Source organism: Serratia sp. CY31944, from assembly GCF_052169175.1.
GTDB lineage: Bacteria > Pseudomonadota > Gammaproteobacteria > Enterobacterales > Enterobacteriaceae > Serratia > Serratia sarumanii.
On the sequence record NZ_JBJNLG010000003.1, the window covers coordinates 309,314 to 323,444 of the forward strand.

The window sequence follows — 14,131 nt, forward strand, 5'->3', positions numbered from 1 at the left end:
TTTTGCTGAAGTATCGCCTCATAACTGCTCTGATTTTAATCCCGATCGTTATCGCGGCGCTGTTCCTGTTGCCGCCGCTGGCCTTTGCTCTGGTAACGCTCGTCGTGTGCATGTTAGCAGCCTGGGAGTGGGGCCAACTGGCCGGTTTTACCTCCCGTTCGCAGCGCATCTGGCTGGCGATACTGTGCGGTTTTCTGCTGGCGCTGATGATGCTCAGCGTTCCCGCTTACCATCAATCCGTGCCGCAGATAAGCGGCTCGCTGTGGCTGTCGCTGGCCTGGTGGCTGGCGGCGCTGCTGCTGGTGCTGTTCTACCCCGGCTCGGCCGCCATCTGGCGCAATTCGCGCCCGCTGCGCCTGCTGTTCGGCCTGCTGACCATCGTGCCGTTCTTCTGGGGCATGCTGGCGCTGCGCCAGTTCGGCTACGAGCAAAACCCGTTTACCGGCGCCTGGTGGCTGCTGTACGTGATGCTGCTGGTGTGGGGCGCGGATTCCGGCGCCTATATGTTCGGCAAGCTGTTCGGCAAGCATAAGCTGGCGCCGAAGGTCTCTCCGGGTAAAACCTGGGAAGGGCTGATTGGCGGGCTGCTGACGTCGGCGGTCATTTCCTGGCTGTTCGGCCGTTACGCGCCGCTGAACGTGGTGCCGACCACGCTGTTGGCCTGTTCGGTGATCGCCGCGCTGGCTTCGGTGCTGGGCGATTTGACCGAAAGCATGTTCAAACGCGAAGCGGGCATCAAGGACAGCGGTCACTTGATCCCCGGTCACGGTGGCATACTGGATCGTATCGACAGCCTGACCGCGGCGGTGCCGGTGTTTGCCTGCCTGATGCTGTTGGTGTTTTAATCCGTCGATGACGGAAAGTGAGGGATGATGGTCAGCGTGCTTTGGAACCTGGTGGCGTTTCTGATTGCGCTCGGTATTTTGATCACCGTGCACGAGTTCGGACACTTTTGGGTTGCCCGCCGTTGCGGCGTGCGCGTTGAACGCTTCTCCATCGGCTTCGGCCGGGCGCTGTGGCGCCGCACCGATCGCCAGGGCACCGAGTACGTCATCGCCTTGATTCCGCTCGGCGGCTACGTGAAGATGCTGGACGAGCGGGTGGAGTCGGTGGCACCGGAAATGCGCCATCAGGCCTTCAACAACAAAACCGTCTGGCAGCGCGCGGCCATCATCAGCGCCGGCCCCATCGCCAACTTCCTGTTTGCTATCCTTGCCTATTGGCTGGTGTTCATCATCGGCGTGCCGAGTTTCCGTCCGGTGATCGGCGAAATCGCGCCGCAATCCATTGCCGCCAAGGCTGAAATTTCGTCTGGCATGGAACTAAAGTCGGTTGACGGCATCGAAACGCCTGATTGGGAATCAGTTCGTCTGGCGCTGGTGGCGAAGATTGGCGATGCGCAAACCGAAGTCGGCGTCGCGCCGTTCGGCTCTTCGCAGGCGGTGACCAAAACCCTGGATTTGCGCCAGTGGAACTTTGAACCGGACAAGCAGGATCCCGTTGTCGCGCTGGGCATTATGCCGCGCGGCCCGCAGATAGAATCCGTGTTGGCGGAAGTGCAGCCTAACTCGGCGGCGCAAAAGGCGGGTTTACAAGCGGGGGACAGGATCGTTAAAGTCGATGGTCAGCCGTTGGGTCGTTGGCAGACGCTGGTGAAGCGTATCCACGATGGCCCGGGGCAACCGCTGGCTTTGGAGATTGAAAGAAACGGCGCCCCCTTGTCTTTGACGCTGATACCGGATACAAAGCCGGTGGGAAAAGACAAATCGGTGGGGTTTGCAGGCATCATTCCAAAGGTGCTGCCGCTGCCGGACGAGTATAAAACGATTCGCCAGTATGGACCGTTCCCGGCGCTGTATCAGGCCGGCGACAAGACCTGGCAGCTGATGCGGCTGACGGTCAACATGCTGGGCAAATTAATAACCGGTGATGTAAAGCTGAACAACCTGAGTGGCCCGATCTCGATTGCACAGGGAGCAGGGGCGTCAGCCGGAGTCGGGTTCGTGTATTATCTGATGTTCCTGGCGTTGATTAGCGTCAACCTGGGTATCATCAACCTGTTCCCATTACCGGTGTTAGATGGTGGGCATCTCCTCTTCCTGGCGATAGAAAAGCTGAAGGGTGGGCCGGTTTCCGAGCGAGTACAGGACTACAGCTACCGCATAGGTTCGATCGTGCTGGTGTTGTTGATGGGTCTTGCACTTTTCAATGATTTTTCCCGCCTCTAGGGGCGGGGATAGGTTAGGAAGAACGCATAACAACGATGGCGATGAAAAAGTTGCTCATAGCGTCGCTGCTGTTTGGCAGCGCCACCGTATACGGTGCAGACGGGTTCGTAGTGAAAGATATTCATTTCGAAGGCCTGCAGCGAGTCGCCGTCGGTGCGGCGTTACTCAACATGCCGGTTCGCGTCGGCGATACCGTCACTGACGATGACATCAGTAATACCATCCGTGCCTTGTTTGCCACCGGCAACTTCGAGGACGTGCGCGTACTGCGCGATGGTAATACCTTGATCGTGCAGGTGAAGGAACGTCCTACCATCGCCAGCATCACTTTCTCCGGCAACAAGTCGGTGAAGGATGACATGCTCAAGCAGAACCTGGAAGCCTCCGGCGTCCGGGTGGGCGAGGCGCTCGACCGCACCACGATCTCCAGCATTGAAAAAGGGCTGGAAGACTTCTACTACAGCGTCGGTAAATACAGCGCCTCGGTGAAAGCCGTAGTCACGCCGCTGCCGCGCAACCGTGTCGACCTGAAACTGGTGTTCACGGAAGGGGTCTCCGCCAAGATTCAACAAATCAACATCGTCGGCAACCATGCCTTCACCAACGACGAACTGATCTCACGCTTCCAACTGCGTGACGAAGTGCCGTGGTGGAACCTGGTCGGCGATCGCAAATACCAGAAGCAGAAACTGGCGGGCGATCTCGAAACCCTGCGCAGCTTCTATCTGGATCGCGGCTATGCCCGCTTCAACATCGATTCTACCCAGGTGAGCCTGACGCCGGATAAAAAAGGCATCTACATCACCATCAACATCACCGAAGGCGATCAGTACAAGCTTTCCGATGTTGTCGTGAACGGCAACCTGGCCGGCCACTCGGCGGAAGTCGCTCAGATCACCAAAATCGAGCCGGGCGAGCTGTACAACGGCAGCAAGGTGACCAAAATGGAAGACAACATCAAAACGATGTTGGGCCGTTATGGTTACGCCTACCCGCGCGTCGGCACTCAGCCTGAGATCAACGACGCGGATAAAACCGTCAAACTGCACGTCAACGTCGACGCGGGCAACCGCTTCTACGTGCGTCGCATCAAGTTCGAAGGCAACGACACCAGCAAGGATTCCGTACTGCGTCGCGAAATGCGCCAGATGGAAGGCGCCTGGCTTGGCAACGAGCAGGTCGAGCAGGGTAAGGAGCGTCTGAACCGTCTGGGCTACTTCGAAACGGTTGACGTGGAAACCCAGCGCGTGCCGGGCACCGCCGATCAGGTCGACGTCACCTACAAGGTGAAAGAGCGCAACACCGGTACCTTCAACTTCGGCGTCGGTTACGGCACCGAGAGCGGCGTCAGCTTCCAGGCGGGCGTGCAGCAGGATAACTGGTTGGGTACCGGCTACTCGGTCGGCATCAGCGGCACCAAGAACGACTACCAGACCTATACCGAACTGTCGGTCACCAACCCGTACTTCACCGTTGACGGTGTGAGCCTGGGCGGCCGCATCTTCTACAACGACTTTAAGGCGGATGACGCGGATCTGTCGGACTATACCAACAAGAGTTACGGTATCGACGGCACGCTGGGCTTCCCGATCAACGAAAACAACTCGTTGCGTACCGGCCTGGGCTACGTCCACAACGGCCTGTCGAACATGCAGCCGCAGATCGCGATGTGGCGTTACCTCGACTCGATGGGCGTGGATGCGAACAAGACCGATCGCGCCAGCTACTCGACGGACGACTTTACGTTGAACCTGGGTTGGACCTACAACAACCTGGACCGCGGCTACTTCCCGACGTCGGGTAACCGCACCACGTTGAACGGCAAGGTCACCATTCCGGGCTCGGACAACGAATACTACAAGGTGACGCTGGACAGCGTACAGTACGTGCCGATCAACGACGATCGCACCTGGGTGCTGTTGGGCCGTGGCCGTCTGGGTTACGCGGATGGCTTGGGCGGCAAGGAAATGCCGTTCTACGAGAACTTCTACGCCGGTGGTTCGAGCACCGTGCGTGGCTTCCAGTCCAACACCATTGGTCCGAAGGCGGTGTACTACAATTCCAACTCGTACCAGTGTCAGTTCAACGCCGGCAGCACGACCACGCGTCAGAACATCTGTAGCTCGGATGACGCGGTGGGCGGTAACGCCATGGCGGTCGCCAGCCTGGAGCTGATCACCCCGACGCCGTTCATCAGCGAGAAATACGCCAACTCGGTGCGGACGTCGCTGTTCATCGATGCCGGTACCGTGTGGGATACCAAGTGGAAGAATACCGACGAAACGCTGATGTACGGCGTGCCGGACTACAGCAAGGCCAGCAATATTCGTTCTTCCGCCGGTATCGCGCTGCAGTGGATGTCGCCGCTGGGGCCATTGGTGTTCTCTTACGCCAACCCGATCAAGAAATACGAAGGCGACAAGTCCGAACAGTTCCAGTTTAACATCGGTAAGACCTGGTAACGGGTCTCGCCTCTGGGCATAAAAGTTATTAAGAATCGCAATGGCCAGGCGCCCGCCGGCAGAGGGAGATGATTCTCATTGTTTGGTGGGATAAGTCTGGCAAATTGTGTACTTCAGTGTCATATGACACAAATGGGTGATGGTAAGGAGTTTATAGTGAAAAAGTGGTTGTGTGCCGCAGGCCTCGGTTTAGCAATGGCTGCTTCAGCTGGCGTTCAGGCAGCAGATAAGATCGCTGTCGTTAACGTCTCCAGCATTTTCCAACAGCTGCCGGCCCGCGAAGCGGTCGCTAAACAGCTGGAAAACGAGTTTAAAGGCCGTGCAAGCGAACTCCAGAACATGGAACGTAGCCTGCAGACCAAAATGCAACGTCTGCAGCGTGACGGCGCTACCATGAAAGCCAGCGATCGCAGCAAGTTGGAAAAAGACGTGATGGCGCAGCGCGAGCAGTTCTCTCAGAAAGCCCAGGCTTTCGAGCAGGACAACCGTCGTCGCCAGATGGAAGAGCGTAACAAGATCCTGAGCCGTATTCAGGACGCGGTGAAATCTGTCGCCAGCAAAGGCGGTTATGACGTGGTGATCGACGCCAACGCCGTTGCCTATGCAGATTCTTCCAAAGATATCACTGCTGACGTGCTGAAACAGGTTAAATAACACATGCTTTCAATTCGACTGGCTGATTTAGCGCAGCAGTTGGATGCACAATTGCACGGTGATGGCGATCTCGTCATCACCGGCATTGCTTCTATGCATTCGGCACAGCCTGGCCAAATCACGTTTTTGTCAAACAGCCGCTATCAAGAGCAGCTGTCTTCCTGCCAGGCAAGCGCCGTGGTGCTTACCGAAGCGGATTTACCACACTGCCGTACTGCGGCGCTGGTGGTTAAAAACCCTTACCTGACCTACGCGCGCATGGCGCAGCTGATGGACACCACGCCGGCGCCGGCGCAGGATATCGCGCCAAGCGCGGTTGTCTCGCCTGAAGCGCAACTGGGGCAGAACGTCGCCATTGGGGCGAACGCGGTGATTGAGTCGGGTGCGGTGCTTGGCGATAACGTGGTTATCGGCCCGGGCTGCTTCATCGGCAAACACGCACGCATCGGCGCGGGAACGCGTCTGTGGGCGAACGTCACGATTTATCATGCGGTTGAAATCGGCCAGCGCTGCCTGATCCAGTCCGGCACCGTGATCGGCGCGGACGGTTTCGGCTATGCGAACGAGCGCGGCGAGTGGATCAAAATCCCTCAGTTGGGCACGGTGATTATCGGCGATCGCGTCGAAATCGGCGCCTGCACTACCATCGACCGCGGCGCTTTGGATAACACCCAAATCGGGAATGGTGTTATCATCGACAACCAATGCCAGATTGCACATAACGTCGTGATTGGCGACAATACCGCCGTCGCCGGCGGTGTAATCATGGCCGGCAGCCTGAAAATCGGCCGCTACTGCCAGATCGGCGGTGCCAGCGTGATCAACGGTCACATGGAAATTGCCGACAAGGTTGTTGTTACCGGAATGGGAATGGTTATGCGACCAATCACCGAACCTGGGGTATACTCTTCGGGCATTCCGTTGCAGCCTAACAAGGTTTGGCGTAAAACCGCTGCGTTGGTGATGAATATCGATGAGATCAGCAAACGCTTGAAAGCTGTCGAACGTAAAGTCGGAAAAGACTAATCATTGCCGCCCGCCTTCGCGGGTACAAAACGAAACGCGTTGGTCGTGAGACCAAAAGCGCAAAGAGATGTTAATTTGCGGCCTGCATGATGATCTCCTTTTGGGGTCAGCGCAGGCCGTGTTGTTGATGCCATCAGTTTTTAGAGACAGGAAGAGTATTTTGACTACTGACACTCATACTCTGGATATTGCAGAAATTTTGGATCTGCTTCCTCACCGTTATCCGTTCTTGCTGGTCGACCGCGTCCTCGAGTTTGAAGAGCACAAATATCTGCGTGCGGTGAAGAACGTATCGGTGAACGAACCGTTTTTCCAGGGCCACTTCCCTGGGAAACCGATTTTCCCAGGCGTATTGATTCTGGAAGCCATGGCGCAGGCCACCGGTATCCTGGCGTTTAAAAGCGTCGGCAAACTGGAGCCGGGCGAGCTGTATTACTTCGCCGGTATCGACGAAGCACGCTTCAAACGCCCTGTGGTGCCAGGCGATCAGATGGTCATGGAAGTCACCTTCGAGAAAACTCGCCGCGGCCTGACTCGCTTCAAAGGCGTGGCGACCGTTGACGGTAAAATTGTCTGCGAAGCAACCATGATGTGTGCCCGCAGCCGGGAGGCTTAATCCGTGATTGACCAAACCGCCTTTATCCATCCTAGCGCGATAGTCGAAGAAGGCGCCGTGATCGGCGCCAACGTGCATATCGGCCCTTTCTGCTACGTCGGCTCCCAGGTGGAAATCGGCGCCGGCACGGTGCTGAAATCCCACGTGGTGGTGAACGGCATTACCAAGATTGGCTGCGATAACCAGATTTATCAGTTCGCTTCCATCGGTGAAGTGAACCAGGATCTGAAATACGCGGGCGAACCGACGCGCGTTGAAGTGGGCGATCGCAACCGCATCCGCGAAAGCGTGACCATTCACCGCGGCACCGCGCAGGGCACCGGCCTGACCAAAGTGGGCAATGACAACCTGCTGATGGTCAACGTGCACGTCGCCCACGACTGCGTGGTCGGCAACGCTTGCGTGCTGGCCAACAACGCCACGCTGGCGGGGCATGTGGAAATCGACGATCACGCCATCATCGGCGGCATGACGGCGATCCACCAGTTCTGCATTATCGGCGCGCATGTGATGGTAGGCGGTTGTTCCGGCGTCGCTCAGGACGTGCCTCCATTCGTCATCGCTCAGGGTAACCACGCGACGCCGTTCGGCGTCAACGCGGTCGGCCTGAAGCGTCGTGGTTTTGACAAGGATGAAATGCAGGCGATCCGCAACGCCTACAAGATCCTGTATCGCAGCGAGAAAACGCTGGATGAAGCGAAAGCGGAAATCGAAGCCCTGGCCAAAGAACAGCCGGTGGTGCAGCAATACCTCGATTTCTTTACCCGTTCCACCCGCGGTATCATTCGCTGAGTTATGTCGAATCGTCCATTGACTATCGGATTGGTCGCCGGAGAAACCTCCGGTGACATTCTCGGCGCCGGTTTGATCCGCGCGCTCAAGGCGCAGATCCCCGACGCGCGTTTTGTTGGCGTTGCCGGCCCGCTGATGCAGGCCGAAGGCTGTGAAGCCTGGTACGAAATGGAAGAGCTGGCGGTCATGGGCGTGGTGGAAGTGCTCGAGCGTTTGCCACGCCTGTTGAAGATCCGCAAGGATCTTACCCGCCGCTTCGGCGAGCTGCGGCCGGACGTGTTTGTCGGCATCGACGCGCCGGACTTCAACATCACGCTGGAAGGCCGCCTCAAACAGCGCGGTATCCGCACTATTCACTACGTCAGCCCTTCCGTGTGGGCCTGGCGGCAAAAGCGCGTTTTCAAAATTGGCAAAGCCACCGATCTGGTGCTGGCCTTTCTCCCTTTCGAAAAAGCGTTTTACGATCGTTTCAACGTGCCCTGCCGGTTTATCGGCCACACCATGGCGGACGCCATGCCGTTGCAGCCCGATCGGCTGGCGGCGCGCGCTCAGCTTGGCATCGATCCGCAGGCGCGCTGTCTGGCGTTGCTGCCGGGCAGCCGCGGCGCCGAAGTCGAGATGCTGAGCGCCGACTTCCTCAAGACCGCGCAGCTGCTGCGCACCCGTTATCCCGAGCTGGAAGTGGTGGTGCCGCTGGTCAACGCCAAACGGCGCGAGCAGTTTGAGCGCATCAAGGCGGAAGTGGCGCCGGATCTGACCGTACACCTGCTGAACGGTCAGGGGCGCGAGGCGATGATCGCCAGCGACGCGGCGCTGCTGGCATCCGGCACGGCGGCGCTGGAGTGCATGCTGGCCAAGTGCCCGATGGTGGTGGGCTATCGCATGAAGCCGTTCACTTTCTGGCTGGCGCAGAAGCTGGTGAAAACGCCTTACGTTTCGCTGCCGAATCTGCTGGCGGGGCGGGAGATCGTTACCGAGCTGCTGCAGCATGACTGCGTGCCGGACAAACTGGCCGCCGCCGTGATGCCGCTGCTGGAAGAGAGCCCGCAAACCGAAGCGCTGAAACAGACTTTCCTTACCTTGCACCAAAGCATCCGTTGCGGTGCGGACGAACAGGCCGCTCAGGCTGTGTTGGAGCTGGCGAAAGCATGATTGAACCCTTTATCTATCCCGCTGCCACGCTGATTGCCGGTGTGGACGAAGTGGGCCGCGGCCCGTTGGTCGGCGCGGTGGTCACCGCCGCCGTGATCCTCGATCCGGCGCAACCGATCGTCGGGCTGGCGGATTCCAAGAAACTCAGTGAAAAACGCCGTCTGGCGCTGTATGACGAAATCGTCGCCAAGGCGCTCTCCTGGAGCCTGGGGCGCGCCGAACCGGCGGAAATCGACCAACTGAACATTTTGCACGCCACCATGCTGGCGATGCAGCGCGCGGTGGCCGGGTTGCATATCGCGCCGGACATGGTTTTAATCGACGGTAATCGTTGCCCGAAGCTACCGATGCGTTCGCAGGCGGTGGTGAAGGGCGACAGCCGCGTGGCGGAGATCAGCGCGGCGTCCATTCTGGCGAAGGTCACGCGCGATCGTGAAATGGCCGCGCTGGACAGCGAGTTCCCGGACTACGGTTTCGCGCAGCATAAGGGTTACCCGACCGCCTTCCACCTGGAGCGGCTGGCCGCGCTGGGCGCCACCGAGCATCACCGCCGCAGCTTCGCGCCGGTGAAAAGGGCGCTGGCGCTGTAGTCTGCGGGCCTGGTTGACCAGGCCCGACGAGAGCATTAACCCGGGTTCAGCCTGCTGAGCCCCTTCAATCAGGTATCTGGAGATGGCCGAACCTCGTTTTATTCACCTGCGCGTCCACAGTGACTACTCCATGATTGATGGATTGGCCAAGACGGCGCCGTTGGTGAAAAGAGCCGCCGCGTTAGCCATGCCTGCTCTGGCAATCACCGATTTCACCAACCTGTGCGGGTTGGTGAAGTTCTACGGCAGCGCGCACGGCGCCGGGATCAAACCGATCATCGGCGCGGATTTCCATGTGCAAAGCGAAGAACTGGGCGACGAGCTGGCCCAGTTGACGGTGCTGGCCAGCAACAACGAAGGCTACCAGAACCTGACGCTGCTGATTTCCCGCGCCTATCAGCGTGGCTACGGAGCCGCCGGCCCGACCATCGATCGCGACTGGCTGATTGAACATCGTGAAGGGCTGATTCTGCTCTCCGGCGCGCGTCAGGGCGACGTCGGCAAGTTTCTGCTGCGCGGCAACCAGGCGCAGGTGGATCAGTGCCTGGACTTCTACCAGCAGCACTTCCCGGACTGTTACTACCTGGAACTGATTCGCACCGGCCGCCCGGACGAAGAGAACTACCTGCATGCGGCGGTGGCGCTGGCCACTGAGCGCGGTTTGCCGGTGGTGGCCACCAACGACGTGCGCTTCCTGGTGGAAGACGACTTCGACGCCCATGAAATTCGCGTCGCTATTCACGACGGCTTTACGCTGGACGATCCCAAGCGGCCGCGCAACTACAGCCCGCAGCAATACATGCGCAGCGAAGACGAGATGTGCGAGCTATTCGCCGACATCCCCGAAGCGCTGCTGAACAGCGTCGAAATCGCCAAGCGCTGCAACGTCACCATTCGCCTCGGCGAATACTTCCTGCCGCAGTTCCCGACCGGCGACATGAGCACCGAGGACTTCCTGGTACTCAAATCGAAAGAGGGGCTGGAAGAGCGTCTCGAGTTCCTGTTCCCCGATCCTGAAGTGCGCGCGCAGCGCCGCCCGGAATACGACGAGCGTCTGGACGTCGAGCTGAAGGTGATCAACCAGATGGGGTTCCCCGGCTACTTCCTGATCGTGATGGAGTTTATCCAGTGGTCGAAGGACAACAACGTGCCGGTGGGCCCGGGGCGCGGTTCCGGCGCCGGTTCGCTGGTGGCCTATGCGTTGAAAATCACCGACCTCGATCCGCTGGAGTTCGACCTGCTGTTCGAACGTTTCCTGAACCCGGAACGTGTCTCGATGCCCGACTTCGACGTCGACTTCTGCATGGAGAAGCGCGATCAGGTAATTGAGCACGTGGCGGAGATGTACGGCCGCGAAGCGGTATCGCAGATCATCACCTTCGGCACCATGGCGGCGAAAGCGGTTATCCGCGACGTGGGCCGCGTGCTGGGGCACCCGTACGGCTTCGTCGATCGCATCTCCAAGCTGGTGCCGCCGGATCCGGGCATGACGCTGGAAAAAGCCTTCGCTGCCGAACCGCAGCTGCCGGAAATTTACGAGGCAGACGAAGAGGTCAAGGCGCTGATCGACATGGCGCGCAAGCTGGAAGGGGTGACGCGTAACGCCGGTAAACACGCCGGGGGCGTGGTGATAGCGCCGACCAAAATCACCGACTTCGCGCCGCTGTACTGCGACGCCGAAGGGCAGCACCCGGTGACCCAGTTCGACAAGAACGACGTGGAATACGCCGGGCTGGTGAAGTTCGACTTCCTCGGTCTGCGCACCCTGACCATCATCGACTGGGCGCTGGAGATGATCAACGCCCGGCGCGCCAAGACCGGGCTGGAGCCGATCGACATCGCCGCCATTCCGCTCGACGACAAGAAAAGCTTCGACATGCTGCAGCGCTCGGAAACCACGGCGGTGTTCCAGCTTGAATCGCGTGGCATGAAAGATCTGATCAAACGTCTGAAGCCCGACTGCTTCGAAGACATGATCGCACTGGTGGCGCTGTTCCGTCCGGGGCCGCTGCAGTCGGGGATGGTGGATAACTTCATCGACCGCAAGCACGGCCGCGAAGAGATCTCCTACCCGGACATCCAGTGGCAGCACGAGTCGCTCAAGCCGGTGCTGGAACCCACCTATGGCATCATTCTGTATCAGGAACAGGTGATGCAGATTGCCCAGGTGCTGGCGGGCTATACGCTGGGCGGCGCGGACATGCTGCGCCGTGCGATGGGTAAAAAGAACCCGGTCGAAATGGCCAAGCAGCGCGGCGGCTTTGAAGATGGCGCCAAAGCGCGCGGCATCGATGGCGAACTGTCGGTGAAAATCTTCGACCTGGTGGAGAAATTCGCCGGATACGGCTTCAACAAATCGCACTCCGCCGCCTATGCGCTGGTGTCGTATCAGACGCTGTGGCTGAAAGCGCACTACCCGGCCGAGTTTATGGCGGCGGTGATGACCGCCGATATGGACAACACCGATAAGGTGGTGGGGCTGGTGGACGAATGCTGGCGCATGGGGCTGAAGATCCTGCCGCCGGACATCAACAGCGGCCTGTATCACTTCCACGTCAACGACGACGGCGAGATCGTTTACGGCATCGGCGCCATCAAGGGCGTGGGGGAAGGGCCGATCGAAGCCATCATCGAGGCGCGCAACAGCGGCGAGCAGGGTTACTTCAAAGACCTGTTCGATCTCTGCGCGCGCTCAGACATCAAGAAACTGAACCGCCGCATTCTGGAAAAACTGATCATGTCCGGCGCGTTCGATCGCCTCGGGCCGCACCGCGCCGCGCTGATGAATTCGCTCGGCGACGCGTTGAAAGCGGCGGATCAGCATGCGAAAGCCGAAGCGATCGGCCAGGTGGATATGTTTGGCGTGCTGGCGGAAGCGCCGGAGCAGGTGGAGCAATCCTACGCCAATATCGCGCCCTGGCCGGAGCAGGTGGTGCTGGACGGGGAACGGGAGACGCTGGGGCTGTACCTGACCGGCCACCCGATCACCCAGTACCTGAAGGAGATCGAACGTTACGCCGGTGGCCAGCGTTTGAAAGACATGCACCCGACGGATCGGGGCAAAATGACCACCGCCGTCGGGCTGGTGGTCGCCGCGCGGGTGATGGTGACCAAGCGCGGCAACCGCATCGGCATCTGTACATTGGATGACCGTTCGGGCCGCCTGGAAGTGATGTTATTCACCGAAGCGTTAGAAAAATACCAGCATTTGTTGGAAAAAGACCGTATCCTTATCGCCAGTGGACAGGTCAGCTTTGATGACTTTAGCGGCGGGCTTAAAATGATGGCCCGCGAGGTAATGGACATCAGTGAAGCCCGGGAAAAATACGCTCGCGGGCTTGCTATCTCGCTGACTGACAGGCAAATTGATGACCAGCTTTTGAACCGTCTCCGTCAGTCGTTGGAACCCCATCGCTCGGGGACGATTCCAGTGCATCTCTACTATCAACGGGAAGATGCGCGAGCCAAGCTGCGTTTTGGCGCAACCTGGCGCGTGACGCCCACCGACCGCTTGTTGATCGACTTGCGGACGTTGGTAGGCAATGAGCAGGTGGACTTGGAATTTGACTAAAATAGGAATGCTATGAGTCTGAATTTTCTTGATTTTGAACAGCCGATTGCAGAGCTGGAAGCGAAAATTGACTCGCTGACTGCAGTCAGCCGTCAAGACGAAAAATTAGATATTAATCTGGACGAAGAGGTTCAGCGCCTGCGTGAAAAGAGCGTTGAGCTGACGCGCAAGATTTTTGCCGATCTTGGGGCCTGGCAGATTGCCCAATTGGCACGCCACCCGCGCCGTCCTTATACCCTGGATTATATCAAACACATCTTTACCGACTTCGAAGAGTTGGCGGGCGATCGCGCTTACGCCGACGACAAAGCGATCGTCGGCGGTATTGCGCGCCTGGATGGCCGCCCGGTGATGATCATCGGGCACCAGAAAGGCCGTGAAACCAAAGAGAAGATCCGCCGCAACTTCGGCATGCCGGCGCCGGAAGGCTACCGCAAGGCGCTGCGCCTGATGGAAATGGCCGCGCGCTTCAAGATGCCGATCATCACCTTTATCGATACCCCGGGCGCTTATCCGGGCGTGGGCGCGGAAGAGCGCGGCCAGTCCGAAGCCATCGCGCGCAACCTGCGTGAGATGTCGCGCCTGAACGTGCCGGTCATCTGCACCGTCATCGGCGAAGGCGGCTCCGGCGGCGCGCTGGCGATCGGCGTGGGCGATAAGGTGAACATGCTGCAGTACAGCACCTACTCGGTGATTTCGCCGGAAGGCTGTGCCTCCATTCTGTGGAAGAGCGCCGATAAGGCGCCGCTGGCCGCAGAAGCGATGGGCATCACCGCGCCGCGTCTGAAAGAGCTGAAGCTGATCGACTCGGTGATCCCGGAGCCGCTGGGTTCCGCGCACCGCGACGTGCCGGCGATGGCCGCCGCGCTGAAAGCGCAGCTGCTGGCCGATCTGAAAGATCTGGACGGCCTGAACGACGAAGAGTTGCTCAACCGCCGCTATCAGCGTCTGATGAATTACGGCTACTGCTGAGTTCTGTGCTTCGCTGCAAGAAACCGCCTCCGGGCGGTTTTTTTTTGGCTACACACCACCGGATTTTC

At 59.1% G+C, this 14,131-nt stretch carries 11 protein-coding genes; all 11 read left to right on the forward strand.

From position 1 onward, the window contains the following. Positions 1-2 precede the first annotated feature (2 nt). The 11 genes from cdsA (at position 3) to accA (ending at position 14,063) form a co-directional block, all read left to right on the forward strand. The gene (cdsA, locus tag ACJ8IN_RS05460) at positions 3-845 is read left to right on the forward strand and encodes a phosphatidate cytidylyltransferase (protein ID WP_033644875.1); all 843 of its coding nucleotides are present in this window, start codon (positions 3-5) and stop codon (positions 843-845) included. 27 nt (positions 846-872) lie between these two features. Beyond that, positions 873-2,228 (forward strand): sigma E protease regulator RseP, encoded by a 1,356-nt coding sequence (rseP, locus tag ACJ8IN_RS05465; RefSeq protein ID WP_047571735.1) that lies wholly within the window; start codon positions 873-875, stop codon positions 2,226-2,228. A 35-nt stretch (positions 2,229-2,263) separates the two neighbouring features. Further along, the gene (gene bamA / locus ACJ8IN_RS05470; protein ID WP_033649807.1) at positions 2,264-4,690 is read left to right on the forward strand and encodes an outer membrane protein assembly factor BamA; all 2,427 of its coding nucleotides are present in this window, start codon (positions 2,264-2,266) and stop codon (positions 4,688-4,690) included. Between the two features lie 156 nt (positions 4,691-4,846). Beyond that, the gene (gene skp, locus ACJ8IN_RS05475) at positions 4,847-5,344 is read left to right on the forward strand and encodes a molecular chaperone Skp (protein ID WP_004931958.1); all 498 of its coding nucleotides are present in this window, start codon (positions 4,847-4,849) and stop codon (positions 5,342-5,344) included. Between the two features lie 3 nt (positions 5,345-5,347). After that, positions 5,348-6,370: a UDP-3-O-(3-hydroxymyristoyl)glucosamine N-acyltransferase gene (lpxD, locus tag ACJ8IN_RS05480; protein ID WP_033635735.1), complete on the forward strand. Its 1,023-nt coding sequence runs from the start codon at positions 5,348-5,350 to the stop codon at positions 6,368-6,370. Between the two features lie 160 nt (positions 6,371-6,530). Next, positions 6,531-6,986, forward strand: a complete 456-nt coding sequence (fabZ, locus tag ACJ8IN_RS05485) for a 3-hydroxyacyl-ACP dehydratase FabZ (RefSeq protein WP_004931962.1) — start codon at positions 6,531-6,533, stop codon at positions 6,984-6,986. Positions 6,987-6,989: 3 nt separating this feature from the next. Then, positions 6,990-7,778 carry an acyl-ACP--UDP-N-acetylglucosamine O-acyltransferase gene (lpxA, locus tag ACJ8IN_RS05490; protein WP_004931964.1) on the forward strand — a complete coding sequence of 263 codons (789 nt, stop codon included), beginning with the start codon at positions 6,990-6,992 and terminating at the stop codon, positions 7,776-7,778. 3 nt (positions 7,779-7,781) lie between these two features. Beyond that, positions 7,782-8,930 carry a lipid-A-disaccharide synthase gene (lpxB, locus tag ACJ8IN_RS05495; protein WP_033635734.1) on the forward strand — a complete coding sequence of 383 codons (1,149 nt, stop codon included), beginning with the start codon at positions 7,782-7,784 and terminating at the stop codon, positions 8,928-8,930. Beyond that, on the forward strand, positions 8,927-9,520 hold the full coding sequence (gene rnhB / locus ACJ8IN_RS05500; protein ID WP_047570732.1) for a ribonuclease HII: 594 nt from the start codon (positions 8,927-8,929) through the stop codon (positions 9,518-9,520). Before lpxB ends, rnhB begins: the two co-directional genes overlap by 4 nt. Positions 9,521-9,602: 82 nt before the next feature. Further along, on the forward strand, positions 9,603-13,091 hold the full coding sequence (gene dnaE, locus ACJ8IN_RS05505; RefSeq protein WP_094860062.1) for a DNA polymerase III subunit alpha: 3,489 nt from the start codon (positions 9,603-9,605) through the stop codon (positions 13,089-13,091). Positions 13,092-13,103: 12 nt separating this feature from the next. After that, complete coding sequence (gene accA / locus ACJ8IN_RS05510; protein ID WP_004931972.1) at positions 13,104-14,063, forward strand: acetyl-CoA carboxylase carboxyl transferase subunit alpha; 960 nt, start codon at positions 13,104-13,106, stop codon at positions 14,061-14,063. Positions 14,064-14,131 lie beyond the last annotated feature (68 nt).

Bases quoted from the DNA above. Each gene is read 5' to 3' on its own strand.
- rseP (WP_047571735.1), top strand. From the start codon at position 873: ATGGTCAGCGTGCTTTGGAACCTGGTGGCGTTTCTGATTGCGCTCGGT.
- bamA (WP_033649807.1), top strand. From the start codon at position 2,264: ATGGCGATGAAAAAGTTGCTCATAGCGTCGCTGCTGTTTGGCAGCGCC.
- lpxD (WP_033635735.1), top strand. From the start codon at position 5,348: ATGCTTTCAATTCGACTGGCTGATTTAGCGCAGCAGTTGGATGCACAA.
- lpxB (WP_033635734.1), top strand. From the start codon at position 7,782: ATGTCGAATCGTCCATTGACTATCGGATTGGTCGCCGGAGAAACCTCC.
- rnhB (WP_047570732.1), top strand. From the start codon at position 8,927: ATGATTGAACCCTTTATCTATCCCGCTGCCACGCTGATTGCCGGTGTG.
- dnaE (WP_094860062.1), top strand. From the start codon at position 9,603: ATGGCCGAACCTCGTTTTATTCACCTGCGCGTCCACAGTGACTACTCC.
- accA (WP_004931972.1), top strand. From the start codon at position 13,104: ATGAGTCTGAATTTTCTTGATTTTGAACAGCCGATTGCAGAGCTGGAA.